The sequence below is a fragment of the Actinoallomurus purpureus genome (assembly GCF_024055795.1).
GTDB classification, from domain to species: domain Bacteria; phylum Actinomycetota; class Actinomycetes; order Streptosporangiales; family Streptosporangiaceae; genus Actinoallomurus; species Actinoallomurus purpureus.
This window is the reverse complement of record NZ_JAMXMY010000022.1, coordinates 70,282-97,254: the sequence shown is the minus strand read 5'-3', so window position 1 is coordinate 97,254 and position 26,973 is coordinate 70,282. Positions and strand designations below refer to the sequence as shown.

16 protein-coding genes are annotated in these 26,973 nt (G+C 71.3%); 14 read left to right on the top strand and 2 right to left on the bottom strand.

The window, feature by feature from the left end; genetic code table 11:
* Nucleotides 1-22: 22 nt before the first annotated feature.
* A complete protein-coding gene (locus tag NE236_RS33195) occupies nucleotides 23-1,450 on the bottom strand; it encodes a rhamnulokinase (protein WP_252846180.1) in 1,428 nt (475 codons plus the stop codon).
* 166 nt (nucleotides 1,451-1,616) lie between these two features.
* Complete coding sequence (locus tag NE236_RS33185) at nucleotides 1,617-2,651, bottom strand: LacI family DNA-binding transcriptional regulator (RefSeq protein WP_252846179.1); 1,035 nt, start codon at nucleotides 2,649-2,651, stop codon at nucleotides 1,617-1,619.
* A gap of 230 nt (nucleotides 2,652-2,881) precedes the next feature.
* Here NE236_RS33185 and NE236_RS33180 point away from each other — a divergent pair, with 230 nt between their 5' ends.
* From NE236_RS33180 to NE236_RS33115, 14 genes are all read left to right on the top strand, one after another.
* A complete protein-coding gene (locus tag NE236_RS33180) occupies nucleotides 2,882-4,393 on the top strand; it encodes a sugar ABC transporter ATP-binding protein (RefSeq protein ID WP_252846178.1) in 1,512 nt (503 codons plus the stop codon).
* Complete coding sequence (locus NE236_RS33175; protein WP_252846177.1) at nucleotides 4,394-5,413, top strand: ABC transporter permease; 1,020 nt, start codon at nucleotides 4,394-4,396, stop codon at nucleotides 5,411-5,413.
* Nucleotides 5,403-6,446 (top strand): ABC transporter permease, encoded by a 1,044-nt coding sequence (locus NE236_RS33170; RefSeq protein ID WP_252846176.1) that lies wholly within the window; start codon nucleotides 5,403-5,405, stop codon nucleotides 6,444-6,446. The genes NE236_RS33175 and NE236_RS33170 overlap by 11 nt, the downstream gene beginning before the upstream one ends.
* A 25-nt stretch (nucleotides 6,447-6,471) precedes the next feature.
* Nucleotides 6,472-7,542 (top strand): rhamnose ABC transporter substrate-binding protein, encoded by a 1,071-nt coding sequence (rhaS, locus tag NE236_RS33165; RefSeq protein ID WP_252846175.1) that lies wholly within the window; start codon nucleotides 6,472-6,474, stop codon nucleotides 7,540-7,542.
* A gap of 58 nt (nucleotides 7,543-7,600) precedes the next feature.
* Complete coding sequence (locus NE236_RS33160; protein ID WP_252846174.1) at nucleotides 7,601-7,921, top strand: L-rhamnose mutarotase; 321 nt, start codon at nucleotides 7,601-7,603, stop codon at nucleotides 7,919-7,921.
* A 20-nt stretch (nucleotides 7,922-7,941) separates the two neighbouring features.
* Nucleotides 7,942-9,105 carry an L-rhamnose isomerase gene (gene rhaI, locus NE236_RS33155; RefSeq protein WP_252846173.1) on the top strand — a complete coding sequence of 388 codons (1,164 nt, stop codon included), beginning with the start codon at nucleotides 7,942-7,944 and terminating at the stop codon, nucleotides 9,103-9,105.
* 1 nt (nucleotide 9,106) lies between these two features.
* The gene (locus tag NE236_RS33150) at nucleotides 9,107-11,146 is read left to right on the top strand and encodes a bifunctional aldolase/short-chain dehydrogenase (protein ID WP_252846172.1); all 2,040 of its coding nucleotides are present in this window, start codon (nucleotides 9,107-9,109) and stop codon (nucleotides 11,144-11,146) included.
* A gap of 99 nt (nucleotides 11,147-11,245) precedes the next feature.
* Entirely contained in the window at nucleotides 11,246-14,440 is a 3,195-nt protein-coding gene (locus NE236_RS33145) for a family 78 glycoside hydrolase catalytic domain (protein ID WP_252846171.1), read from the top strand.
* Nucleotides 14,441-14,506: 66 nt separating this feature from the next.
* Nucleotides 14,507-15,916 (top strand): L-fucose/L-arabinose isomerase family protein, encoded by a 1,410-nt coding sequence (locus tag NE236_RS33140; protein WP_252846170.1) that lies wholly within the window; start codon nucleotides 14,507-14,509, stop codon nucleotides 15,914-15,916.
* Nucleotides 15,917-16,211: 295 nt separating this feature from the next.
* On the top strand, nucleotides 16,212-18,257 hold the full coding sequence (locus NE236_RS33135) for an alpha-L-rhamnosidase-related protein (protein WP_252846169.1): 2,046 nt from the start codon (nucleotides 16,212-16,214) through the stop codon (nucleotides 18,255-18,257).
* Nucleotides 18,254-20,758: a beta-L-arabinofuranosidase domain-containing protein gene (locus tag NE236_RS33130; RefSeq protein WP_252846168.1), complete on the top strand. Its 2,505-nt coding sequence runs from the start codon at nucleotides 18,254-18,256 to the stop codon at nucleotides 20,756-20,758. Before NE236_RS33135 ends, NE236_RS33130 begins: the two co-directional genes overlap by 4 nt.
* A 14-nt stretch (nucleotides 20,759-20,772) precedes the next feature.
* The gene (locus tag NE236_RS33125) at nucleotides 20,773-23,700 is read left to right on the top strand and encodes a family 78 glycoside hydrolase catalytic domain (protein WP_252846167.1); all 2,928 of its coding nucleotides are present in this window, start codon (nucleotides 20,773-20,775) and stop codon (nucleotides 23,698-23,700) included.
* Entirely contained in the window at nucleotides 23,672-23,887 is a 216-nt protein-coding gene (locus NE236_RS45310) for an alpha-L-rhamnosidase C-terminal domain-containing protein (protein ID WP_372494473.1), read from the top strand. Before NE236_RS33125 ends, NE236_RS45310 begins: the two co-directional genes overlap by 29 nt.
* Nucleotides 23,888-23,898: 11 nt before the next feature.
* Nucleotides 23,899-26,568, top strand: coding sequence for a family 78 glycoside hydrolase catalytic domain (locus tag NE236_RS33115; protein WP_252846165.1), 2,670 nt, complete (start codon nucleotides 23,899-23,901; stop codon nucleotides 26,566-26,568).
* Nucleotides 26,569-26,973 lie beyond the last annotated feature (405 nt).

Below are 26,973 nucleotides of genomic sequence, written 5' to 3'. Positions count from 1 at the left end.
ACGTGGTGCGAATGATCGTGGATCACGAAAGGCCGATGCGCGTGGCGGCGCGGTCCCAGGCGGCCTCGTCGCCGCGCGGCCGGTACACGGTGAGGTCCTGGGTCCGGCGCACGAGCTCGCGCGGGTGGGCGGCCAGGCCGTGCGCCTGCGCCTGCGCGAGCGCGTTGCCGATGGCGGTCGCCTCCACCGGCCCGGCGACGACGGGCAGACCGCAGGCGTCGGCGGTCAGCTGGCACAGCAGGGCGCCCCGCGCCCCGCCGCCGACGACGTGCACGACCTCGACGGACCGCCCGGACAGCCGGGCGGCGTCCCGGATCGCGGCGCGGTGCCCGAGCGCGAGGCTCTCCAGGACGCACCGGACGACCTCCGCCCGGCCCGTCGGCGGCCGCTGGCCGGTGCGCTCGCAGTACGCCGTGATCCGCGCGGGCATGTCGCCGGGCGGGAGGAACGCCTGGTCGCCCGGGTCGACGAGCGCGGCGAACGGCGGGGCGTCCGCGGCGGCGGCCAGCAGGGCGGGCAGCGACGCCTCGGCCCGCCAGGCGCGCAGCGACTCCTGGAGGAGCCACAGCCCCATGACGTTGCGCAGGTAGCGGATCGTGCCGCCGACACCGACCTCGTTGGTGAACCCGGCGACCCGGCTCTCCTCGGTCAGCACGGGCGCGTCCAGCTCGATGCCGGCCAGCGACCAGGTGCCGCAGGAGACGTAGCCGAAGCGGTCGTGCTCGGCCGGTACGGCCAGGACGGCGGAGGCGGTGTCGTGCGATCCGACCGCGGTGACCGGGGTCGACTCCGGCAGCCCGGTCTCGGCCGCGACGTCCGGCCGCAGCGTGCCGATGACGTCACCGGGCCGGCGCAGCGGCGGGAAGATCGCCTGCGGCAGGCCGAGACGTTCGATGAAGGACCGCGCCCAGTCGCCGGTGCGCACGTCGTACAGCCCGGTCGTCGACGCGTTGGTCATCTCCGCGCCGGCCTCGCCCGTCAGCCAGTACGCCAGCAGGTCGGGGATCATCAGCAGCGTGCGGGCCCGGTCCGGTACGGGACCGGAGAGCAGCTGGTAGATCGTGTTGAACGGCAGGAACTGCAGGCCGCCGACGTCGTACAGCGCCTCCGCGCCGAGATCGGCGACGACCTTGTCCATCACGCCGTCGGTGCGGCCGTCCCGGTAGTGGACGGGATTGCCGATGAGGGCTCCGGCGGAGTCGAGTAGCCCGTAGTCGACCGCCCAGGAGTCCACGCCGATCGAGGTGATCCCCTCGGTGGCCCGCAACCCGTCCAGCACCTGCCCGTACAGGCCAAGGACGTCCCAGTGGAGGGTGCCGGCCGCGCGCACGGGCCGGTTCGGGAAGCGGTGCGCCTCGCGGAGCGTCAGCTCGTCGTCGCCCACCCGGGCGACCATCACGCGCCCGCTCGAGGCGCCCAGGTCCACGGCGGCGAATGAACGCGGGGTCATGGCTGCTTGCTCCTCAGTCCGTGATCACAATGGTCGGCCGGCGCGGCCCACGCGCGCGTGGTTCTCCCGGATCATGCCCGCGCAGGACGCGGACGGGACGACCACCGCGTCGAACGATTGGAACGTTTTAACGAAATCTCTGACGAGCGGCCCGCACTCCCGCATGTCAGCGGCTCGATTCGCGGACGACGAGTTCGGGCTGGAACATGATCTGCTGGTGCGCGTGCCCTCCGGGGTCGTCGCACTCGTCCAGCAGGAGCTCGGTGGCGATCTTGCCGAGCTGGTAGGTCGGCTGGCGGATCGAGCTCAGCGGGACCGCGGCCGCAGAGGAGAACTCGATGTCGTCGTAGCCGATGAGCGCCACGTCGTCCGGCACGCGCACTCCCGCCTGGGACAGCGCGCGCAGCACGCCGAGCGCGAGCAGGTCGTTCGCGCAGAAGATCGCGTCGGGCAGGTCGCCGGCCAGCAGCTTCTCGGCGGCGAGCCCGCCACCGTTCGCGTTCATCTCCGGCACGACGATGTCCTCGAGGGCGCGGGCCGGCAGCCCCGCCGCGCGCAGCGCCCGCCGGGCGCCCTTGCGCCGGTCCGCGCACTGCCGGATGGCCAGGGGGCCGGTGACGTACGCGAGCCGCCGCGCGCCCCGGTCCAGGAGGTGGGCGACCGCCAGGTTTCCGCCGGCGACGTCGTCGACGGCCACCGAGCACACGTCCCCTGTCGCGAAGTGGTCGACCAGGACGACCGCGACCCCGCGCTCCCGCAGCAGATCCAGGCGGGACAGGTCCTCGTCGGTCGGTGTGATCAGGAGCCCGCGGACCCGCTGCTCGGCCAGAACCCGGAGGTTACGGGCCTCACGCTCGGGCGACTCGCCGGAGTTGCACAGGATGACCGCGTGGTCCCGATCGCTGACGACGTCCTCGACCCCGCGCGCCACCGCGACGAAGAAGGGGTTGCCGACGTCGAGCACGACCAGGCCGATGGCCCGGCTCTGCCCGGCGCGCAGGGTCGCGGCCGAGCCGTTGCGGACGAAGCCCATCTCACGGATGGCCTCCTCGACCCGGGCGCGCGTCGCCGCGGCGACGCGTTCGGGCCGGTTCAGCACGTTCGAGACCGTGCCCGGCGACACGCCCGCGCGCCGCGCGACCTCCTTGATCCCCACGGTCCCCAACGCCGGTACCTCTTCCCAGAGTGTGATGCCGTTCACTGTGACGACTGAATTAAAACGTGTCAACAAGCCCTGCGGAGGGCCGCCAGCGAGACATCGCGGTGACCGGGTCGTTATCTCAGCTATATCTTCGCAGGTCATCGTGCATATTGATCGTCGTCAGCGGGGAGTCGGCCGAAACTCACTATTGACGTGACCGCGCTCACAGACCTAGCGTCCCGGGTCAATCGCGTTAAAACGTTTTTATTCCGTTCACTTCCGGAGGAAGCATGAGCGAGTCGCCTCCGATCCTCGCCTTGGCGAGCGTCAGCAAGGCGTTCGGCGCGGTGCGGGCTCTGCAGGACGTCTCCCTGGAGCTGCGGGGCGGAGAGATCCACGCGCTCGCCGGCGAGAACGGGGCGGGCAAGTCCACGCTGGTCAAGATTCTGGCGGGGGTCCACCGGCCCGACGAGGGCGGGGTGCTGCTGGACGGCCGCCCCCACGAGTTCCACGGACCCGGCGACGCGCAGCACGCGGGCGTCGCCGTGATCTACCAGGAGCCCACGCTCTTCCCCGACCTGTCGGTCGCGGAGAACATCTTCATGGGCCGCCAGCCACGCGCACGCTTCGGCCGCATCGACCGCCGCGCCCTCCGGGCGGAGACCGCGAAACTGTTCGAGCGGCTGGGCGTCGCGCTCGACCCGGACCGCCCCGCGCGGGGTCTGTCCATCGCCGACCAGCAGCTCGTGGAGATCGCCAAGGCGATCTCGCGGGACGCCCGCGTCCTCATCATGGACGAGCCGACGGCGGCACTGTCCGGAAACGAGGTCGCGCGGCTGTTCGCCGTCGCCCGCACCCTCCAGGAGCAGGGCTGCGCGCTGCTGTTCATCTCCCACCGGCTCGAGGAGATCTTCGACCTCTGCCAGCGGGTGACGACCCTGCGCGACGGCCGCTACATCTCCACCGAGGAGCTGGACGGGCTCACCCCCGACGACCTCGTGCAGCGCATGGTCGGCCGCGAGCTCGACACGCTGTATCCCAAGCAGGAGACGACGCCGGGCGAGACGGTGCTCAAGGTCTCCCGGCTGACTCGCGAGGGCGTCTTCACCGACGTGTCCTTCGAGGTGCGCGCCGGGGAGATCGTCGCACTGGCCGGCCTCGTCGGCGCCGGGCGCAGCGAGGTCGCCCGCGCGATCTTCGGGGTCGACCGGTACGACGCGGGCGGGGTCGAGGTCGCCGCCGCGAAGCTGCCGGCCGGGAGCCCCACCGCAGCGATGTCCGCCGGGATCGCGCTGGTCCCGGAGGACCGGCGCCAGCAGGGGCTCGTCATGGACGGCTCGATCGAGCGGAACATCGGCCTGACGCAGCTGCGGTCGCTGCGCCGCGGGCCGATCATCTCCCGGAAGGTCGAACGCGACCGGGCCGCCGACTGGGCGATCCGGCTGCAGCTGAAGTACGCGCGCCTCAGCGACACCGTGGGCGTGCTCTCCGGCGGCAACCAGCAGAAGGTCGTCCTCGCCAAGTGGCTGTCGACTGACCCCTCGGTGCTGATCGTCGACGAGCCCACGCGCGGCATCGACGTCGGCACCAAGGCCGAGGTGCACCGCCTGCTTTCCGAACTGGCCGGCCAGGGCCTCGCGGTCCTGATGATCTCCTCCGACCTGCCGGAGGTGCTCGGCATGGCCGACCGGGTGCTGGTCATGCACGAGGGCCGGCTCGCCGCCGAGATCCCCAGGGCCGAGGCCACCGAGGAGACCGTCATGGCCGCCGCGACCGGCCGTACCCGACAGGAGGCCGCGTAAATGGCAGCCGTAACGGCCGACGCCGGCGGGCGCAGACTCGTCGACACCGTCCTGCGGGCGCGCGAGCTGAGCATCCTCGCCGCACTGATCGTCCTCGTCGTCGTCACGACGGCGGTGAACTCCTCGTTCCTGTCGTCGCAGGGCATCAAGGACATCTTCCTCAACGCGTCGATCCTGGCGCTGCTGGCCGTCGGCCAGACGATGGTGGTCGTCACCCGCAACATCGACCTGTCGGTCGGGTCGGTGGTCGGCCTGGTGGCGTTCGCCTCCGGCAAGTTCGTCGCCGGGCACGACCGTAACGTCCTGCTGGTCCTCCTCGTCGGGATGGCCATCGGCGCGGTCTGCGGCCTGGTCAACGGCGTGCTCGTCAGCTTCTTCAAGGTCCCGGCGCTGGTGGTGACACTCGGCACGCTGTACGTCATCCAGGGCCTGGACTACTACTGGGCGCACGGCCAGCAGATCAACGCCGCGGACGTGCCCGCGTCCCTGCTCGACCTGGGCAACGGAAGCGTCGCCGGGATCCCGTACCTGCCGCTGATCACGGTGGTCGTGATGCTGGCCGTCGGCCACTACCTGCGGTCCTACCCGTCGGGCCGGGAGTTCTACGCCATCGGCTCCAACCCCGACGCCGCGCGGCTCGCCGGCATCGCGATCCGCAAGCGGATCCTCACGGCCTACCTCGTCAGCGGCGTCCTCGCCGGGCTGGCCGGGGTGCTGTGGCTCGCCCGCTTCGGCACGGTCGTCGCGGACGCCGCGCACGGCTGGGAGCTGCGGGTGGTCGCCGCCGTCGTCGTCGGCGGTGTGGCCATCGTCGGCGGCCTCGGCAGCGTGTACGGCGCCGCGCTCGGCGCCCTCCTGCTCACCACGATCGGCAGCGTCCTCGTGGTGCTGAAGGTGAACTCCTTCTGGCAGGACGCCATCGCCGGTCTGCTGCTGCTCCTCGCGATCAGCGTCGACCGCCTGCTCGGCCTGCGCGTCACCCGCGCCCTGCGAAAGAGGAACGCCCGTCATGGCGCCTGAAGCCCCCGCCGCCGAGGCCCGCCCCGTGCAGGCGCGCGCCGAGGCCCCCCGGCCGCTGACCCGGTTCATCCGCTGGGACGTCATCGTCACCGCCCTGCTGATCGTCGTCTTCGCCGGCGGCGCCCTGGGCACCTCGGACTTCGCCACGAGCGACAACCTGGCCTTCGCCCTGGACGACCTGAGCGAGATCGCGCTGATCGCCCTGCCGATGACGCTGCTGGTCGTGGCCGCCGAGGTCGACCTGTCCGTGGCCTCGGTGCTGGGCCTGTGCAGCGCGCTGTTCGGCGCGCTGTGGGACGCCGGGTGGGCGATCGAGACGATCGTCCCGCTGCTCCTGGTGGTCGGCGCGGTGGCCGGCCTGGTCAACGGCCTGCTGGTCACCCGGCTGGGGCTGCCGTCGCTGGCCGTCACGATCGGCACGCTGACCCTCTACCGCGGGCTCGCGTACGTCGTGCTGGGCACGAAGGCGGTGGCGCAGTTCCCGCAGAACTACGCCGACATGGCCACCAAGACCGTGCCCGGCACGCCGATCCCGTACCCCTTCGCGCTGTTCATCCTGCTGGCCATCGTCACCGCGATCGTGCTGCACGCGACCGGTCTGGGCCGCGCACTGTTCGCCATCGGTGCCCAGGAGGAGGCCGCGTTCTTCGCCGGGATCCGGGTCAAGCGCATCAAGCTGCTGCTGTTCGTGGTCTCCGGGATCGTCGCGTCGTTCGCCGGCGCGGTCTACACGTTGCGGTACGGCAGCGCCCGCGCCGACAACGGCCTTGGCCTGGAGCTGGCCGTCATCGCCTCGGTGCTGCTCGGCGGCGTCGACTTCGACGGCGGTAAGGGCACGCTCGGCGGCGTCGTCGCCGGGGTGCTGCTGATCGGCCTGCTCCGCAACCTGCTCATGCTCCGTGACGTCGCGACCGAGATCCAGTCGATCGTCACCGGCCTCCTCCTCATCGTCTCCGTGCTCACGCCGCGGATCGCGGCCAAGGTGCGCGAGACGCGACGACATCACCGCGCCAACCCGTCCGCTTCCTCCTGACCGACCGACGAAAAGGAACACCCTCATGACCATGCGTCCCCTGGCGGCCGTGGCCATCGCCGCCGCGCTCTCCATCGGCGCCGCCGCCTGCGGCGGTACGACGAAGAACTCCTCGAGCAACGACAGCAAGGCCGGCGCGGCGAGCAGCGCGAAGGCAGACCCGAACGCGCCCCTCAAGAAGGGCCTGAAGGTCGCCTTCCTGCCCAAGCAGGTGAACAACCCGTACGAGACGATCGTCGACAACGCGGGCATCGCCGGGGCCAAGGAGTACGGCGGCGAGGCGAAGGAGGTCGGCCCGTCCGACGCCTCGGCCTCCTCACAGATCTCGTACATCAACACGCTGATCCAGCAGCGGATGGACGCGATCCTCATCGCAGCCAACGACCCGAACGCCGTCTGCGGACCGCTCAAGCAGGCGATGTCCCACAAGATCAAGGTGGTGTCGTACGACTCCGACGCGTCCAAGGACTGCCGGAACGTCTTCATCAACCAGGCCAGCTCCGAGGAGATCGGCCGCAGCGAGATCAAGGTCATCTCCGACCTGATCGGCGGCAAGGGCAAGATCGCCATCCTGTCGGCGACCGCCAACGCCACGAACCAGAACACCTGGATCGGCTTCATGAAGGACGAGCTGAAGAAGCCGGAGTACTCCGGCCTCCAGCTCGTCAAGGTCGCCTACGGTGACGACGACGACCAGAAGTCCTTCCAGCAGACGCAGGGTCTGCTGCAGGCGTACCCGGACCTGAAGGGCATCATCGCCCCGACCACGGTCGGCATCGCCGCCGCGGCCCGCTACATCTCCGGCTCCAAGTACAAGGGCAAGGTCGCCGTCTCCGGCCTCGGCACGCCGAACCAGATGCGCAAGTTCGTCAAGGACGGCACGGTCGGCAAGTTCGAGCTGTGGGACCCGAAGAACCTCGGCTACCTCGCGTCGTACGCCGCCGCGGCCCTCGCCTCCGGGCAGATCACCGGCGCCGAGGGTGAGAAGTTCAAGGCCGGCAAGCTCGGCGAGCGCACCATCGGCAAGGACGGCGAGGTCATCCTCGGCCCGCCGACGGTCTTCGACAAGAGCAACATCGACAACTACAACTTCTAGTCGACCGGTGGCGCGGGGCAGCCGGGAGCGGCCCCGCGCCGTCGCGGGAGGAGCCCCCGTGCAGCGCGTCTGTTTCCTGCTGAGGGTCAGGCAGGACCGGTTGGAGGAGTACCGCGAACGGCACCGGGCGGTGTGGCCCGACATGCTGACCGCCCTGCGCGCCGCGGGCTGGCGTGACTACAGCCTCTTCCTGCGCGACGACGGGCTACTCGTCGGCTACCTGGAGACCGACGACTTCGACGCGGCGCGCGCGGCCATGGAGGGCACCGAGGTGAACGCCCGCTGGCAGGCGGAGATGGCGCCCTTCTTCGAGGACCTCGAGGGACGGCGCCCCGACGAGGGCCTGCTGACGCTCGACGAAGTCTTCCATCTCGACTGACGGATCGGGGATACCGAACGATGACAACGGACAGAGACCAGGTCAAGGCGGCGCTGCGGACCCAGCGCATCGAGACGCCGTCGTGGGCGTACGGCAACTCCGGCACCCGCTTCAAGGTCTTCGCCCAGCAGGGCGTGCCGCGCACGCCGCAGGAGAAGATCGACGACGCGGCGCAGGTGCACCACCACACCGGCATCGCGCCGACCGTCGCGCTGCACATCCCCTGGGACAAGGTGGACGACTACGCCGCGCTGGCCGAGTACGCCCGCGAGCGGGGGGTCCGGGTCGGCACGATCAACTCGAACGTCTTCCAGGACGACGACTACATGCTGGGCAGCGTCACCCACCCCGACCCGGCGGTGCGCAAGAAGGCGCTGAACCACCTGCTCGGGTGCGTCGACATCATGGACGAGACGGGCTCGCGCGACCTGAAGCTGTGGTTCTCCGACGGCACGAACTACCCCGGCCAGGACGACATCCGCGCCCGGCAGGACCGCCTCGCCGAGGCCCTGGCCGCGGTGTACGAGCGGCTCGGCGACGACCAGCGGTTCCTGCTGGAGTACAAGCTGTTCGAGCCGGCGTTCTACACCACCGACCTGCCGGACTGGGGCACGTCGTACGCGCACTGCCTGAAGCTCGGTCCGAAGGCCCAGGTGGTCGTCGACACCGGACACCACGCGCCGGGCACCAACATCGAGTTCATCGTGGCGTTCCTGCTGCGCGAGGGGAAGCTCGGCGGCTTCGACTTCAACTCCCGCTTCTACGCCGACGACGACCTGATGGTCGGCGCCGCCGACCCGTTCCAGCTGTTCCGGATCATGCACGAGGTCGTCCAGGGCGGTGGGTACACCGACGAGGTCGCGTTCATGCTCGACCAGTGCCACAACATCGAGCCGAAGATCCCCGGCCAGATCCGCTCGGTGATGAACGTGCAGGAGGCCACGGCCAAGGCGCTCCTGATCGACGTCGAGGCACTGCGCGCGGCCCAGCGGGCGTGTGACGTGCTCGGCGCGAACGCCGTCTTCATGGACGCCTACAACACCGACGTCCGGCCGCTGCTCGCCGAGCTGCGCGAGGAGATGGGCCTGGACCCGGACCCGATGGCGGCCTACGCCCGGTCCGGTTACTTCGAGAAGATCCGCGACGAACGCAAGGACGGCCAGGCGGCCGGTTGGGGGGCTTGAGTTGGGAATCGTCGACGACCTGCTGAAACGCTGCCACGAGCTGGGCTCGGACCCGCGTAACACGAACTATGCGGGCGGCAACGCCTCCGCCAAGGGCGTCACGGAGGACCCGGTGACCGGCGGCGACGTCGAGCTCATGTGGGTGAAGGGCTCGGGCGGCGACCTCGGCACGCTGAAGGAGTCCGGCCTGGCGGTGCTGCGCCTCGACCGGCTGCGCGCGCTGGTGAACGTGTACCCGGGCGTGGAGCGCGAGGACGAGATGGTCGCGGCGTTCGACCACTGCGCGTTCGGCAGGGCCGGCGCGGCGCCGTCGATCGACACGGCCATGCACGGCCTGGTCGACGCGGTGCACGTCGACCACCTGCACCCGGACTCCGGCATCGCGATCGCGACCGCCGCCGACGGCGAGGAGCTCACCCGCCGTGTCTTCGGCGACCGGGTCGTGTGGGTGCCGTGGCGGCGTCCCGGCTTCCAGCTCGGCCTCGACATCGCGGCGATCAAGAAGGACAACCCGCAGGCCATCGGCACCATTCTCGGCGGCCACGGCGTCACCGCGTGGGGCGACACGAGCGAGGAGTGCCAGGCCAACTCGCTGGAGATCATCGCCGCTGCCGAGGCGTACATCGCCGAGCACGGCCGGCCCGACCCGTTCGGCGCGGTGATCCACGAGGCGCTGCCGGAGGCCGCGCGGCGCGAGCGCGCGGCCGCGCTGTTCCCGCTGGTCCGCGGGCTCGCCTCGACCGACCGGCCGCAGGTCGGCCACTACACCGACGCGCCGGAGGTCCTGGACTTCCTGGCGCGGGCCGAGCACCCGCGGCTCGCGGCCCTCGGCACCTCCTGCCCGGACCACTTCCTGCGCACCAAGGTCCGCCCGCTCGTGCTGGACCTGCCGCCGACCGCCCCGCTGGAGGACGTCCAGGCCCGGCTCCGCGAGCTGCACGAGGCGTACCGGGAGGAGTACCGCGGCTACTACGAGCGGTACGCCACCGAGGACTCCCCGGCGATGCGCGGCGCGGACCCGGCGATCGTCCTCGTGCCCGGCGTCGGCATGTTCAGCTTCGGCAAGGACAAGCAGACCGCCCGCGTCGCCGGCGAGTTCTACGTCAACGCCATCAACGTGATGCGCGGCGCCGAGGCACTGTCCTCCTACGCCCCGATCCCCGAGTCGGAGAAGTTCCGGATCGAATACTGGGAGCTGGAGGAGGCCAAGCTGCGGCGCATGCCGAAGCCCAAGCCCCTCGCCACCCGCGTCGCGTTCGTGACCGGCGGCGGCTCCGGCATCGGCGCGGCCACCGCGCGCCGGCTGGCCGCCGAGGGCGCCTGCGTCGTGGTCGCCGACCGGGACGCCGCCGCGGCCGAGAAGGTCGCGGCCGAACTCGGCGCGTCGGCGCTGCGGGCCTCCGACGTTGCGGTCGCGGTGGCCGTGGACGTCACCGACGAGGCGGGGATCACCGCCGCGCTGCGGGAGGCGGTGCTCGCCTTCGGCGGCGTCGACCTCGTGGTGAACAACGCCGGCCTGTCGCTGTCCAAGCCGCTGCTGGAGACAACCGTCGCGGACTGGGACCTGCAGCACGACGTCATGGCCCGCGGGTCGTTCCTCGTCTCACGCGAGGCCGCCCGCGTCATGATCGAGCAGGCCATGGGCGGCGACATCGTCTACATCGCCTCGAAGAACGCCATCTTCGCCGGGCCGAACAACATCGCCTACAGCGCGGCAAAGGCCGACCAGGCGCACCAGGTGCGCCTGCTGGCCGCCGAGCTCGGCGAGCACGGTGTCCGCGTCAACGGCATCAACCCCGACGGCGTCGTGCGCGGCTCCGGGATCTTCGCCGGTGGCTGGGGCGCCAAGCGCGCCGCCGTGTACGGCGTGCCGGAGGAGAAGCTCGGCGAGTACTACGCCCAGCGCACCCTGCTCAAGCGCGAGGTGCTGCCCGAGCACGTCGCGAACGCCGTCTTCGCCCTCACCGGCGGCGACCTGACCCACACCACCGGGCTGCACGTCCCGGTCGACGCGGGGGTGGCCGCCGCCTTCCTCCGCTGATCCTCGGGGGGCGGCGCGCCGCCACGCGCCGCCCCGCCCGCACGCGTGCCACATCGGGGTTGCTCATTCCGCCGGATCCCAGAAAGGGAGAGCCCAGGGATGCGACTGATACCCGCCTTTCGGCGACGACCGCTGCCCATCTCCGTCCTGACCGTCACCGGAACCCTCCTGGCCACCACGACGACGGGCGTCGTGCCGGCGTCCGCGGCACAGGCGTCCTCGCCCGTGCGGGTGACGGCCACGACCACCGAACGTGAGACGAACCCGATCGGCATCGACGCGGCGAAGCCCCGCCTCGGCTGGCGGCTCGACTCCACCGCGCGCGGGCAGTTCCAGCAGGCGTACGAGGTCACGGTGGGCTCGACCCCGCGCGCGGCCGGCCTCTGGGACAGCGGCCGCGTCGTGAGCCCTCAGTCCCTGGACGTGCCCTACGGCGGGTCGGCGCTCGCGCCCGGCCGGCGGTACTACTGGCGCGTCCGCGTCTGGGACGGGCAGGGCCGGGCCACGGCCTGGAGCAAGGTGTCGTCCTTCGAGACGGGCCTGGCGGCCGGAGACTGGAAGGCGTCGTGGGTCGGCAGCCCCGCCACCACGCCGAGCCTGAGCGGAGCCCACTGGATCTGGTACCCCGAGGGCGACCCGACCTCCACCGAGCCGGTGTCGACGCGGTACTTCCGCCGCACCGTCGACCTGGGCGGCGGCGCGATCACCCGTGCGCTGTTCACGCTCACCGCCGACGACGGCTTCACCCTGTACGTCAACGGGCAGCGGATCGCCTCGTCGCCCGAGGTCACGGACTCCTGGAAACAGGGTCAGCTCGCGGACGTCACCGCCGCGCTGCACTCCGGCGCGAACACGATCGCGATCAAGGCGGTGAACACGACGCAGAGCCCCGCGGGGATCGTCGGGCGGCTGCACGTCGAGCGGTCCGGCGCGGACCCGCTCGACGTCATCACCGACGGGTCGTTCAAGGCCGCACAGACGGCGCCGGACGGGTGGGAGAAGCCCGGCTTCGACGACGCGTCCTGGCCCGCCGCCAAGGACGCGGCCGCCTACGGCTCCGGCCCCTGGGGGACCCAGGTCGGCCTGCCGTCGCCGCCGGTGCCGTACCTGCGGCACGAGTTCACGGTGACCAAGCGGATCGCCGCGGCCCGCCTGTACGTCACCGCCCTCGGCCTGTACGAGGCGCGGATCAACGGCCGCCGGGTCGGCAAGGACTACTTCGCGCCCGGCTGGACCGACTACCGCAAGCGCGTGCAGTACCAGACCTATGACGTGACCTCCCTGCTGCACCGGGGCGGCAACGCGATCGGGGCGCTGCTGAACGATGGCTGGTACGCGGGGCAGATCCCGTTCGCCGGGTCCCACGTGTACGGCGATCAGCCCTGGCTCCTCGCCCAGCTGCGCGTCGACTATTCCGACGGCACCTCCCAGACCGTCGGCACCGATGACTCCTGGAAGACGGCCGCGAGCCCGATCCTCGCCTCCGGCATCTACGCCGGGGAGACCTACGACGCGCGGGGCGAGCAGACCGGCTGGGACCGGGCCGGGTTCGACGACCGCACCTGGTCGCCGGTCAAGGTCGGCACCGGGCTGAAGCCGAACCTCGTCGCCCAGTCCGGTCCGCCGGTCCGGGTCGACTCCGTGCTGCACCCGGTGAAGATGACCGAGCCGAAGCCGGGCGTGTACCTCTTCGACCTCGGCCAGAACATGGTCGGCTGGAACCGGTTGAAGGTCTCCGGCCCCGCCGGCACGACCGTGACCATCCGAAACGGCGAGGTGCTGAACCCCGACGGCACGCTCTACACCACCAACATGCGCGGGGCCCCCGACACGGACCACTACACGCTGGGGGGCGGCGGCACCGAGACGCATGAGTCGCGATTCACCTACCGCGGCTACCGGTACGTCGAGCTGACCGGATACCCCGGCACGCCGGACAAGAGCGCCGTCGCGGGCGTGGTCGCGCACGCCGGCGCCCCCGCGAGCGGCGAGCTGACCACCTCCGACCCCCTCGTGAACCAGATCCAGCACAACATCGTGTGGTCGCAGAAGGGGAACTTCTTCAGCGTCCCCACCGACTGCCCGCAGCGGGACGAACGGCTCGGCTGGACCGGGGACATCGCGGCCTTCGCGCCGACGTCGACGTTCAACATGGACGCCGACACGTTCCTGGCGAAGTTCACCACCGACCTCACCGACGCGCAGCGGCCCGACGGATCGTTCACCGACGTCGCGCCGGACGTGGCGAGCCTCGGCTCGGGCACGGCGGCCTGGGGCGACGCGGGCGTCATCGTCCCCTTCACGCTGTGGCAGCGGTACGGCGACCTGCAGCCGGCCCGGAACGCCTACCCGGCGATGAAGTCCTGGATCGCCTACCTCCAGAGCCACAGCACCGGCCTGATCCGGCCGAACCAGGGCTACGGCGACTGGCTCAACGTCGACGACGGGACCCCGCTCGACCTGATCGGCACGGCCTACTTCGCGCACTCGACCGACATGGTCGCGCAGATGGCGGACGCCCTCGGCGACCACGACCAGGCGGCGTCCTACCGGACGCTGGCCGGCCGGATCCGGGACGCCTTCGAGCAGAGGTTCGTCAAGGCCGACGGCACCGTCGGTACGGGCAGCCAGACGGCGTACGTGCTGGCGCTCGCCTTCAAGCTGCTGCCCGACGACCAGGTCAAGCCCGCAGCCGACAAGCTCGTGGCAGGCGTCGAGGCCCACGACGGGCACCTGACCACCGGATTCGTGGGCACCGCCGAACTCCTGCCCACGCTCACCGCGACCGGGCACACCGACGTGGCCTACCGCATCCTGGGCCAGAAGACCTTCCCGTCCTGGGGCTACGAGATCGACCGGGGCGCGACGACCATCTGGGAACGCTGGGACGGCATCAAGCCGGACGGCACCTTCAACGACCCCGGCATGAACTCCTTCAACCACTACGGGCTCGGCGCGGTCGGCGACTGGCTGTACCAGACCGTCGGCGGCATCGCCCCGGCCGCACCCGGCTACCAGCGGACGGTCATCCGCCCGCGTCCGGGCGGGCCGCTGACGTCCGCGTCGGCGCGCTACCGGTCCGGCTACGGCGACATCGTCACCCGGTGGAAGCAGGCCGGGGGGCGCTTCACCCTGGACGTCACCGTGCCGGTGAACACGACCGCCGAGGTGTGGGTGCCCGCGAAGGACCCGAGCCGTGTCGCGCAGGACGGCGCGAAGCTCGTGCGCGCGCAGGACGGCTACGCCGTGTTCAACGTCGGCTCGGGCCGCTGGCACTTCGGCACCCGAGCCTGAAAAAGCCGACGGTGGGCTCGCGGCACCGGCCGCCGCGGGCCCGCCGTCTCCAAAGGAGGTTGGAAGATGACCGTCGACACGAAGGTCCGGGTGGGCCTCGTCGCGGGTGGGCTTGGCGCCTACTGGCCGCAGTTCCCCGACCTGCTGCCGCAGCTCAAGCGGTCCGCCGAACGCGTGTCCGAACGGATGCGCGGGCTCGGGGCGGAGGTCGTGGACGTCGGCTTCATCTCCGACGCCCAGGAGGGCGCCGCGGCCGCGGAGAAGCTGCGGGTCGCGGGCTGCGACCTCATCGTCGGCTTCCTCACGACGTACATGACCGCGACGATGCTGGTGCCGATCGCCCAGCGCAGCGGCGCCCCCGTGCTCCTGATCAACCTGCAGCCGACCGAGTCGATGGACCACGCGACCTTCGACACCGGCCAGTGGCTGGCCTACTGCGGCGCCTGCCCGCTGCCGGAGATGGCGAACGCGTTCCAGCGCTGCGGCATCCCGTTCCGCTCGGTGTCCGGGTACGTCGAGGACGAGCGGGCGTGGGCGAAGATCGGCCGCTGGGTGCGGGCGGCGGGCGTACGGGCGGCGCTGCGCCGGGGGCGGCACGGCCTCATGGGCCACCTGTACCCGGGCATGCTCGACGTCTCCACCGACCTGACCCTGGTGCCCGCCAACTTCGGCGGCCACATGGAGGTGCTGGAGTTCGACGACCTGCGGGTCCGTGTCGAGAAGGTCACCGACGCCGAGGCCGAGGCCAAGAAGAAGGAGGCCGGGGAGATCTTCGAGCTGGCCGACTCGGTCAACGGCGAGGACTTCTCCTGGGCCGCGCGGGTCGCGGCCGGCCTCGACCGGCTCGTCGAGGACTTCGCGCTGGACAGCCTCGCCTACTACCACCGGGGCCTGGACGGTGAGATCCACGAACGCCTCGGCGCGGGCATGATCCTCGGCGCGTCGCTGCTGACCGCACGCGGTGTCCCGGCCGCCGGCGAGTACGAGCTGCGCACCTCGCTGGCCATGCTGATCATGGACCGGCTCGGCGCGGGAGGCTCGTTCACCGAACTGCAGGCGCTCGACTTCCACCGGGGCCACGTGGAGATGGGCCACGACGGCCCGGCCCACCTGGCCATCAGCGATTCCAAGCCGCTCCTGCGCGGCCTCGGCGTCTACCACGGCAAGCGCGGCTGGGGCGTCTCCGTCGAGTTCGACGTCAAGCACGGACCGGTGACGGCGTTCGGCATCCGCCAGGGACGGGACGGCCGGTTCGCGTTCGTCGCCTCCGAGGGCGAGGTCGTCGGCGGGCCGCTCCTGCAGATCGGCAACACGACCTCGCGCGTCGACTTCGGCTGCGACCCGGGGGAGTGGACCGACGCCTGGAGCGCCACGGGAATCTCCCACCACTGGGCCCTCGGCACCGGCCACCGGATCGCCGACCTACGCGCCCTCGCGGACCTCCTGGAGGTCGAACTGATCGACGTACGCCCGTAGGGGCCGTGTCCGACCCGACCGTCTACGGCGGTGCCGCCCGCCAGGCGTACGGGCTGATCGGCCCCGTCCGCCTCGTCCCGTACGCCCAGGCCGTGATCGCCGGATGATGCCCTGCCCGGGATCCGGCGTGCCATCCCACCGAACCGAGTCCACCGACCCGCCCGCCTCCTGACCGGCCGGGCCGGTCGCGGGGACCCTCCGTCTCCCCGCGCACGGCCCGGCCCCTCCTTCCCCCGCCCCGCCTGCCCTTACTCCCGAGATCCACGTGCACTCCCCAGCCCCGATTCGAGGTCGCATGAGCCCCTGGAAGCGACGTCTCCCTCTCACCGCGGTCGGACTGGCCGCCCTGGTGGCGCCGGTCCTGTCCGTCCCACCCGCCACCGCGGGCCCCGTGCCGTCCCGGCGCACCGCCCGGCCGTGGGACGCCTACAACCTCTCGCCCCGGACCCGGACCGTACGGCCCGTGGCGATCTACAACACGAACGGCACCGTGACCGACCCGTCCGCCGTGCTCACCGACGGGCGCACCCGGCTCAGCGGCGCCGGGTCATACGTCACGCTGGACTTCGGCAAGGACGTCAGCGGCCTGGTCACGCTGCACTTCGCCGGCTCCGACGGTCCGCAGCGGGTCGGTCTGGCGTTCAACGAGTCCCCGGACTACGTGGGGACCAACTCCGACACCTCGACCGGCGGCCCGCGCAGCCGCGACGGTGTCCTGTACGTCGACGTCGACGGCCCGACGACCTACACGATGCCCGCCAAGTACCTGCGCGGCGGGTTCCGCTACCTGACGGTCTTCCTGGACTCCGCCGGGAGCGTCGACCTGGACGGCGCGTCCCTGCACTTCACCGCCGCCCCGGCGATGAAGCACCCGGCCGACTACGCGAACCACTTCTACTCCAGCGACCCGCTGCTCAACCGCATCTGGTACGCGGGCGCGTACACGATGCAGCTCAACACGATCGACCCGAAGACGGGCCGGGTCTGGGAGCCGCCCGCCGACCTGTGGGACAACACCGGCGACGTCGGCGTGGGCGACACGATCCTGGTGGACGGTGCCAAGCGCGACCGCACCGTGTGGCCGGGCGACCTCGGCATCGAGATCCCCGCGGCGTACGCGGCCTTCGGCGACACCGTGTCGGCGCGCAACGCCCTCACCACGGTCTACCAGCATCAGAGGGACACCGGTGAGCTGCCCTACGCGGGGCCGATGCTGAGCAAGTACGGCTCCGACACCTACCACCTGTGGAGTCTGTCGGCCACCTACGACTACTACCGCTACACCGGCGACACGGCCTGGCTGGCGAGCGTGTGGGACGCCTACAAGCACGGAGTCGACTACAGCAGCGCGAAGGTCGACGCCAACGGGCTGCTGTCCATCACCGGCACCGCCGACTCGGTGCGCATCCTCGCCAAGGGCGAGAACCTCATCGCCAACGTCCTGCTGTGGCGGGTGCTCAGCACCGGTTCGGAACTGGCCACGACGCGCGGCGACACGGCGCTCGCCGCGTCGTACGCGAGCCGGGCGGCCGCCCTGCGCACCGCCATCGACGCGAATTTCTGGGACGACGCGGCCGGGGCGTACAAGTTCTACCCGACCTCGACGATCCACCCGCAGGACGGCAACGCCCTCGCGGTCTGGTACGGCCTGGCGGGTCAGGACAAGGCACTGCGGATCAGCAAGACGCTGACCGGCAACTGGAACGACGTCGGCTCCACCGCTCCGGAGAACAAGGGCAACCCGGGCGTCTTCTCCGGCTCCATGGAGGTCAACGCGCACTTCGCCGCGGGCGGCTCGGCGGCCGACCAGGCCGGCGTGGACCTCATCCGCCGCCAGTGGGGCTACATGCTGACCAGCCCGCACGGCACCCAGAGCACCTTCTGGGAGTCCTACCGGGCCGGTGAGTCGTGCGTGTTCTGCAGCACGTACGTCAGCCTCGCGCACGGCTGGGCGACCGGCCCGACCCCCGCGCTGACCTTCTACGTCCTCGGCGTCGCCCCGGACTCGCCGGGCGGGCGCACCTTCCACTTCGTCCCGCACCCGGCGGACCTGACGTTCACCGAGGGCCGGATCACCACCGAGTACGGACCCGTCGACGCGTCCTGGCGCGTCGACCACGGGAAGTTCCGGGCGCGGCTTACCGCGCCGCGCGGCACGACCGGCCGGGCCGGCGTGCCCACGTTCGGCGGCAAGGTCCGGGTCCTCGTCAACCGACGGCTCGCCTGGACCGGCACCCGTGCCACGGCGTACGGCGCGCACGCCGACGGCGACTACGTCTACCTCGAGGGCCTGCGCGGGGGCCACTACACGATCACGAGTGAGCGAGTGGGGGAGCGATGAGCACACCATTCAGCCGGCGCGGGTTCCTCGGCGTGGCGGGCGGCGCGGCCGCGGCCATCGGCCTGCTGGACCTGCCGGACCGGGCGGCCGCCGCCACGACCGGCGAAGGCCCGGCCGTCGCGTCGTTCCCGTTGCGCGGCGTCACCCTCCTGGAGAGCCGGTTCCGCGACAACATGGCGCGGACCTGCTCCTATTTGAAGTTCGTCGACACGGACCGGCTGCTGCACACCTTCCGGCTCAACGTCGGGCTGCCCTCCGCGGCGGAGGCCTGCGGTGGCTGGGAGGCCCCGAATGTCCAGTTGCGCGGCCACTCCACCGGGCACCTGCTGTCCGCCCTCGCCCAGGCGCACGCGAACACCGGCGACGACGCCTACGCCGCCAAGGCGCGCCACCTCGTCGGCGAGCTGGCCAAGTGCCAGGCGGCGGCGCCGGGAGCGGGCTACACGGCCGGATATCTGTCGGCGTTCGAGGAAAAGGTTTTCGAGCAGCTGGAGGCGGGCGGCAGGCCCTGGGCGCCGTACTACACCCTCCACAAGATCATGGCGGGGCTGCTCGACCAGTACCAGCTGAGCGGCAACCGCCAGGCCCTCGACGTGCTGCGCGCCATGGCCGCCTGGGCCGACGCGCGCACGTCCAAGCTGACCCACGAGCAGATGCAGTCGCTGCTCAACGTGGAGTTCGGCGGCATGAACGACGTGCTCGCCGCCCTCTACCTCGAGACCCGCGATCCCGCGCACCTGCGTACCGCCCAGCGCTTCGACCACGAGGCGGTCTTCGGGCCGCTCGCCGACCGGCAGGACCAGCTGGCCGGCCTGCACGCCAACACCCAGATCCCCAAGATCGTTGGCACGGTCCGCGAGTACGAGGCCACCGGTGACCCGCGCTACCTCGACATCGCGGCGTTCTTCTGGGAGACGGTCGTCCGCCACCACACGTACGCCATCGGCGGCAACAGCAACGCGGAGATGTTCTGCCCGCCGGACCAGATCGTCTCCCAGCTCGGCGAGAACACCTGCGAGAACTGCAACAGCTACAACATGCTCAAGCTGTCGCGGCTGCTGTTCTTCCACCGCCCGAGCCCGGCGTACATGGATTACTACGAGTGGACCCTGTACAACCAGATGCTCGGCGAGCAGGACCCCGACTCCGCCCACGGGTTCTGCACCTACTACACCGGCCTGTGGCCCGGCACGCAGCGGCAGGTGAAGGGCGGCCTCGGCGCCGACCCGGGCAGCTACAGCAGCGACTACACGAACTTCTCCTGCGACCACGGCACGGGCATGGAGACACACACGAAGTTCGCCGACTCCATCTACTTCCGCACCGGCGGCACGCTGTACGTCAACCTGTTCATCCCGTCGGAGGTCACCTGGGCCGAGCGCGGCGTCCACATCCGCCAGGAGACGCGCTACCCGCAGGAGGACACCACCCGGCTGACCGTGCGCGGTGACGGGCGCTTCACCATGAAGGTCCGCATCCCCGGCTGGACCCGGCACCCCCGGATCAGGATCAACGGCCACGAGGCGGGCCGGGCCCGGCCCGGCACGTACGCGACGATCGAGCGGCGCTGGCGTGACGGCGACACCGTCGAGGTCACGATGCCGATGGCGCTGACCTGGCGGAAGGCCCCGGACAACCCCAAGGTGCAGGCGGTCGGCTACGGCCCGGTCGTGCTGGCCGGCGGGTACGGCGACCGGAAGCCGACGACGATCCCGGCGATCGAGCCCCACTCCGTGCGCGCCGATCCGAGCGCGCCGCTGCGGTTCACCGCGACGGCGGACGGCGCCGACGTCACCCTCATGCCGTTCTCGGAGATCCAGCACCAGCACTACTCGGTCTACTGGGCGACGCCGCCGGACCACTCCCGGCCGCGTCTGACCGCCCGCTACTCCTTCGACGAGGGGAGCGGCACGACGGCGGCCGACGTGACCAGGACCTGGCCCGCCGCGACGCTCACCGGCGGCGCGACCTGGACCGGCGACGGCGCGGTCGCGCTCGACGGCAAGGACGGCCACGTCGCCCTGCCCGCCGGGCTGATCAGCGGATTGGACGCCCTCACCCTCACCGCCTGGGTGCGGCCGGAGGAGCTCGCCAACTCCGCCCGCGTCTTCGACCTGGGCTTCCACAAGATGACGTACCTGTTCCTGGCCGTACGGACCGGCACGGGCAAGGCACGCTTCGCCATGAAGATCGCCGGAATGGACGGGGAGGACTTCATCGACGCCGCCGGCCCCATCCCGGCGGGGACCTGGAGCCACGTGGCGGTGACCATCGTCGGCGGAAAGGGCGTCCTCTACCTTGACGGCGCCGAGTCCGGCCGCAACGACGCGTTCGTGATGAGCCCGCTGCTGCTCGGCGCGACCACGCAGAACTACCTCGGCCGCTCCCAGAACCCCACCCACCCGTACCTGCACGGCCAGGTCGACGACTTCCGCGTCTACAACCACGCCCTCACCGCCGCCGACGTCGCGGCCCTGCACACCCAGGGAAGGACCGCATGAGCGACGGAGGCCGCATGAGTCCGCTGCGACGGATGGCCGCACCGGTCGCCGCGCTCGTCGTGGCGTTCGGCACCGCCGTACCCGCGCACGCCGGCGAACGCCCCGCCGTCACCGGCCTGCGCGCCGCCGACCTCACCGAGCCGCTCGGCATCGAGGACACCACCCCGCCGCTGACCTGGCGGCTGCGTGACGGCGGGCAGAACGTCGCCCAGGCCGCCTACCAGATCCAGGCTGCGACCGGCCCGGACGAATTCAAACGGCCCGACCTGTGGGACACCGGCCGGGTCGCCTCCGCCGGCCAGCGCGTCGACTACGCGGGGAAGGCGCTCGGCAGCCGTACCCGCGTCTACTGGCGGGTGCGCGTGTGGACCACGCCCGGCGGCGCGTCCGGCTGGAGCGACCCGGCGTGGTTCGAGACCGGCCTGACGTCGGCCAAGGACTGGTCCGGCCAGTGGATCACCCATCCGGACTGGCGGTTCAAGGAGAAGCAGCCCACGCCGATCGTGGTGAAGCTGCCCGAGACGACCGCCCGGTACGTCCGGCTCAACGTGACCAGGCTCGGCCTGCCGCTCGTGGAGAACCTGCCGGACCAGACGTGGCGGCTGCAACTGGCCGAGCTGGAGGTCCGCGACGAGGCCGGGACGAACCTGGCCGCGAACACGACCGTGACCAGTTCCGACACCGGCAACCAGGTCAACCACAAGTGGCTCCCGCGCTACCTGACGGACGGCACCGAGACGACGAACCAGGAGCTCGCCGGCTGGTCCAGCTCGGCGTACACCTCCGACGACGTCTCCGCGAAGCCGATCACTCTGACCATCGACCTGAAGTCCGCCAAGGCGTTCGACCAGGTCCTGCTGTTCCCGCGCACCGACGTGCCGGCGGCCGGGGACAAGGTTCCGTACGCGCCCGTCGACTACTCGGTCTCGACGGCCGACGACGTCGGCGGGCCGTTTACGACGCGGCAGACCGTGACCGGCCAGGAGCCTCCGGGGTCACCGGTCCCGGAGGCGATGCCGATCTTCGCGAAGGACTTCGCGCTGCCCTCCGGCATCCGCTCCGCCCGCCTGTACGTCGGCGGCGCCGACGTCTACGAGGCCGGGCTGAACGGCCGCAAGGTCGGCGACGCCGTGCTCGAACCGGGCAACACCGACGTCACCGACCAGGTGCCGTACGCGACGTACGACGTCACGCGGCTGCTGCGCAGGGGTGACAACAGCATCAGCGTCCGGCTCGGCAACGGCACCGCCAACGTCATCTCCACCGCCGACCGGTACCGCAAGTTCAGCGGCACCCAGAGCGACCCGGAGCTGATCGCCCAGCTCGAGGTCACCCTCGCCGACGGCAGCGTGCGCCGCGTCGTCAGCGGCACCGACTGGCGGACCACGCTCGGCGGCACGACCTTCTCCAACTGGTACGGCGGGGAGGACTTCGACGCACGCCGTGAGCCGCAGGCCTGGGACAGCCCCGGCGCGAAGCGTCAGGACTGGCAGCAGGCGACCGCCGTGACCGCCCCCGGCGGCGCGTTGGCCGGCCGCATCGAGGAACCGGTCCGCGTCCAGGAGACCCTCCAGGGCGCCCAGATCGGCTCCGGCGACGGCTACCAGGTCTTCGACCTCGGCCGGAACATCGCCGGCTGGCCCGAGCTGACCATCACGGCCCCCGCCGGGACGACCGTGCGGATGTACCCGTCCGAGAGCCTGCAGAACGGCCGGGCGTACCAGCTGACCAGCAACGTCGGCGCGCCGATCTGGGACCAGTACACGACGCGCACCGACGCCGCCGAGACCTGGCATCCGCACTTCTCCTACCACGCGGTCCGCTACGTCGAGGTCCGCGGCCTGCCCGCCGGCGCGACCGTCTCCGTCCGCGGCCTGGCGCTGCGCGCCGACAACCCCTCGGCCGGTTCGTTCTCCTCGTCCAACGACCTCATCGACGGGATCCACACCCTGATCCGCCGGGCGATCGAGAACAACATGCAGAGCATCCTCACCGACTGCCCGAGCCGGGAGAAGCTCGGCTGGCTCGAACAGGACCACCTCGTCTTCGGCGGCCTCGCCGCGAACTACGACATGGCGGCCCAGCTCCGCAAGGTCGTACGGGACATGGCCGAGGCGCAGACCGACACCGGTCTGATCCCGTCCACGGTGCCGGACTACACGGTGCTGGCCGGGGCGTACCGCGACGACCCGAACTGGGGCGGCGCGTTCGTCGTCGTGCCCTGGGACCTGTACCTGACCTACGGCGACGCCGACACCATGCGCGCCTACTACCCGGCGATGCAGAAGTACGCCTCCTATTTGGAAGCCCGGGCGGTGAACGGCCTGACCGACTACAGCCTCGGCGACTGGATCACACCGGACCGGACGTTCCCGAGATTCGTCTCCGGGACGTACGGCTACTGGCGAGTCCTGGACACCATGTCCAAGATCGCCGGCGCGCTGGGGGAGAAGGACGAGGCAGCGGCCTACCGGGCCAAGGCCGACGCCGGCGCCAAGGCCCTGTCCGACAAGTACTACGACCCGAACACGGGCACGTTCGCGGGCGGCGGCCAGGGCGCCGAGGCGATCGCCCTCGACATGGGCGCCGTCCCGGCCGACCAGCGGCAGCGGCTCCTCGACCACCTGGTCGGCAGCGTCACGGCGGCCGGGTATCACCTGCAGCTCGGCGAGATCTCGCTGCCCAGCGCGTTCCGCGTGCTGCCCGACGACGTCATCTACAAGATCGCCACGCAGACGGAGAGCCCCAGCTACGGCTACCAGGTCGTGCACGGCAACACCACGCTCGGCGAGGGCTGGGACGGCGGCAGCGGCCAGTCGCAGGACCACTTCATGCTCGGCTCGATCGACTCGTGGTTCACCGGGCGGCTCGCCGGCCTCCAGCAGGCCCCCCGACTCGGTCGGCTACCGCAAGCTGCTCATCGCCCCTGCCGTCGTCGGTGACCTGACCCACGCCTCCACCACCTACCGCACCCCGTACGGCGAGGCCCGTACGTCCTGGACGAAGACGTCCGACGGCATCCGCCTGAAGGTCACCGTGCCGCCCGGCAGCACCGCCGAGGTGCATGTCCCTGGTTCCGGCCGGGTGCACCAGGTCGGTTCCGGCACCTGGACGTTCCGTTCGAAGTGAAGGGATCCCTCATGAGAAACCGTCTCCTCGCGGCCCTGACGGCCGCCGGAGCCGCGACCACCGCGGTGGCCGCGCTGCTGTCGACGCCAGGGGCCGCCCCGGCGTGGGCCGGGGTGGACCACGCCCCGCTCGCGCCGGCGGGCCTGACCGTCGGCGACCAGACCCGTCCCCTGAACGTCGAGGGGAGACCGGCGTTCGGCTGGCTGCCCCGCGACGTCGACCCGGGCGAGGTGCAGACCGCGTACCAGATCACGGTGTCCGACGGCCGTAAGACCTTGTGGGACAGCGGCAAGGTCGCCTCGTCGCAGCAGTCGTACGTGCCCGGTCCGGGTGACCTCGCGCACGGTGCGGGCTTCACCTGGACCGTCCGCACCTGGGACCGCGCGGGCAAGGCGTCGCCGTGGTCCCGGCCCGCCGCGTTCGACACCGGCCTGGCCGACGCCGACTGGCAGGCGAGCTGGATCCGCCGCACCACGGCGGAGAAGGACGACTACACCTACGCCCGCAAGGAGTTCACGGTCGGCCGCAGCCCGGTCGTCCGCGCCCGCGTCTATGTCGCCGGGAACCAGCAGTACGAACTGCACGTCGGCGGCCATGTCGCCGACCGGGGCGCCGCCTACTCCTACCCGGGCGAGGGCTACTACAAGGCGGTCGACGTCACCCGCCTGCTCCGGCCGGGCCGCCCGGTCGCCGTCGGTGCGCTCTACCACTGGTACGGCCCCGGCCAGGGACGCCCGGCAGGCGAGCCCGGCCTGCTGATGCGCGTCGTCGTCGACCATGCCGACGGCACCCACCAGGTCGTCGTCACCGACGGCTCCTGGAAGGTCGCCCGCGGCCCGTGGAAGGCCGCGTCGTACCGCAACGGCGACGGCCGCGACTACATCGAGGACGTCGACGCCACCGCCGAACCGCTGGGCTGGGACCGGCCCGGCTTCGACGACGCGTCCTGGACGGCGCCGCAGGTCGTCGGCGTCCACCCGGCGGGCGTCTTCACCCACCTGCAGGGCCAGGAGTCCGCGCTCGCCTACGAGACGGCGCGCCCGGTCAAGGTGACCAAGCTGGCCTCCGGCGCGGTCGTCGCCGACTTCGGCAAGATCATCCCGGCGGTGCCGCTCGTGCGGTTCCGGAACGGCACGAAGGGCACGGCGGTGACCATGGCCGCCGGCTACCTGCTGAACGCCGACGGCACGGTGTCCAACTCCAAGCACGACAACCAGGAGACCGACCTCACCTACCGCTACACCGAACGGGACGGCGACCAGAGCTTCCGCGCCTTCACGTACGAGGGCTTCCGGTACCTGCAGATCAGCGCGCCCGCCGACGACATCGCCGCGGTCGTGCAGCACACCGACGTCCCGTCCCGGGCCCGGCTGCACACGTCGAACTCCGGCGTGGACGCCGCGTACGACCTGATGCAGCGGTCGGCGCTGTACGACTCGCAGGAGCAGTTCCTCGACACCCCGACGCGGGAGAAGGGGCAGTTCCTCGGCGACTCGGTCGACGTCTCCCTGGCCACCATGTCCGGCTGGGGCGAGCGCCGCCTCACCCGGAAGGCCATCCGTGAGTTCATCAACTCCCAGGCGCGCTACTGGCCGGACGGCCGCCTCAACGCGGTCTACCCGAACGGCGACGGCAAGCGCGACATACCCGACTACACCGAGATGTTCCCCGGCTGGGTCTGGGAGTACTACCTGCAGTCCGGCGACGCGGCCACTCTGGGCGACGCCTACCCGGTGCTGACGGCCGTCGCCGACTACGTACGCCGCTACATCGACCCGTCCACCGGCCTGGTCACCAAGCTGGCCGGCGGCTCCGGGGCGTACCAGTACGGCATCATCGACTGGCCGAACCGCTACGGCTACGACACCGGCACGGTCGCCCGGACGACCGTCAACATCCTCGCGGTCGACGTCCTGAACGCCACCGCCCGCGCCGCCCAGACCCTCGGCAAGGACGGCAGCGCCTTCCAGCGCGACGCCGCGACCCTGTCCTCGGCGATCAACAGCAAGCTGCGCCGCGCGGACGGCGTCTACATCGACGGCCTGGAGGCCGACGGCTCACAGAGCACGCACGCCTCCCAGGTCGCCAACGCCTTCGCCGTCGCGTACGGCCTCACCTCCGACGCCAAGGTGACCGACTACGTCGCGAGCCTCGGCCTGCAGATGAGCCCGATGACCGTCCACTGGCTGATGACCGCCCTGGCCACCCGCCCGGCCGACTTCGTCACCCGGCTGACCGACCCGAACGGCATCGGCTACGCCAAGATCCTGGCTTCCGGCGGCACGTTCACCTGGGAGTCGTGGGAGGCGTCGGAGACCGGCGCCAGCATGTCGCACGGCTGGGGCGCGTCCCCGGTGATCGACGTTCAGCAGACCCTGCTCGGCGTCACCGTCACCGCCCCGGGCGCGGCCCAGATCCGCGTACGCCCGCCGGCGTCCGGCCTGACCTTGGCCTCAGGCACCGTGCCGACCCAGCGCGGCGACGTCCACGTGTCCTGGCACCGGACGGGCGGCAGAATGACGCTGTCCGTCGACGTCCCGGTCAACGTGAAGGCCGAGATCGACCTGCCCACCACCCGCAAGGCCAACGTGAAGGGCGACGCGACGTACGCAGGCCAACGCGACGGCCACACGGTGTACGAGACCGGCTCCGGCCGCGTCACCTTCACCACGCAGGACTGAGTTTCATCATCTCCGCCGGCCCGGCGGTGCGGAGCACGCCCAGCGTGTCCCGTACCGCCGGCCCGCGAGGCCGAGCACCGGCCGCGCTCGCCTCCGGACCCATTCGAGCCGGGATCGCGTCTGTCCGATCACGCCGGTTCACTGATCGGTGCGATCGCCGCAGGCCCTTGATCATCGAGGATCTTCGGCGTTATAAGGACGAAAACCCTCGACGGTAACGCGTCGTGACGACGATCGACGCCGGGCCGAGGAACACTGGAAGCAGGCTTCGTGCCGGAAGCCGCGGTGGCCGGATTGTCGCCGACTGAACGAGCAGCGCGATCAGCCCCAAGAACCTAGCGGGCTCGGCGTCGAGAAGTCAGATGAGACGGTCCACGACGTTGCTGGATGGAACATCGTATTGAG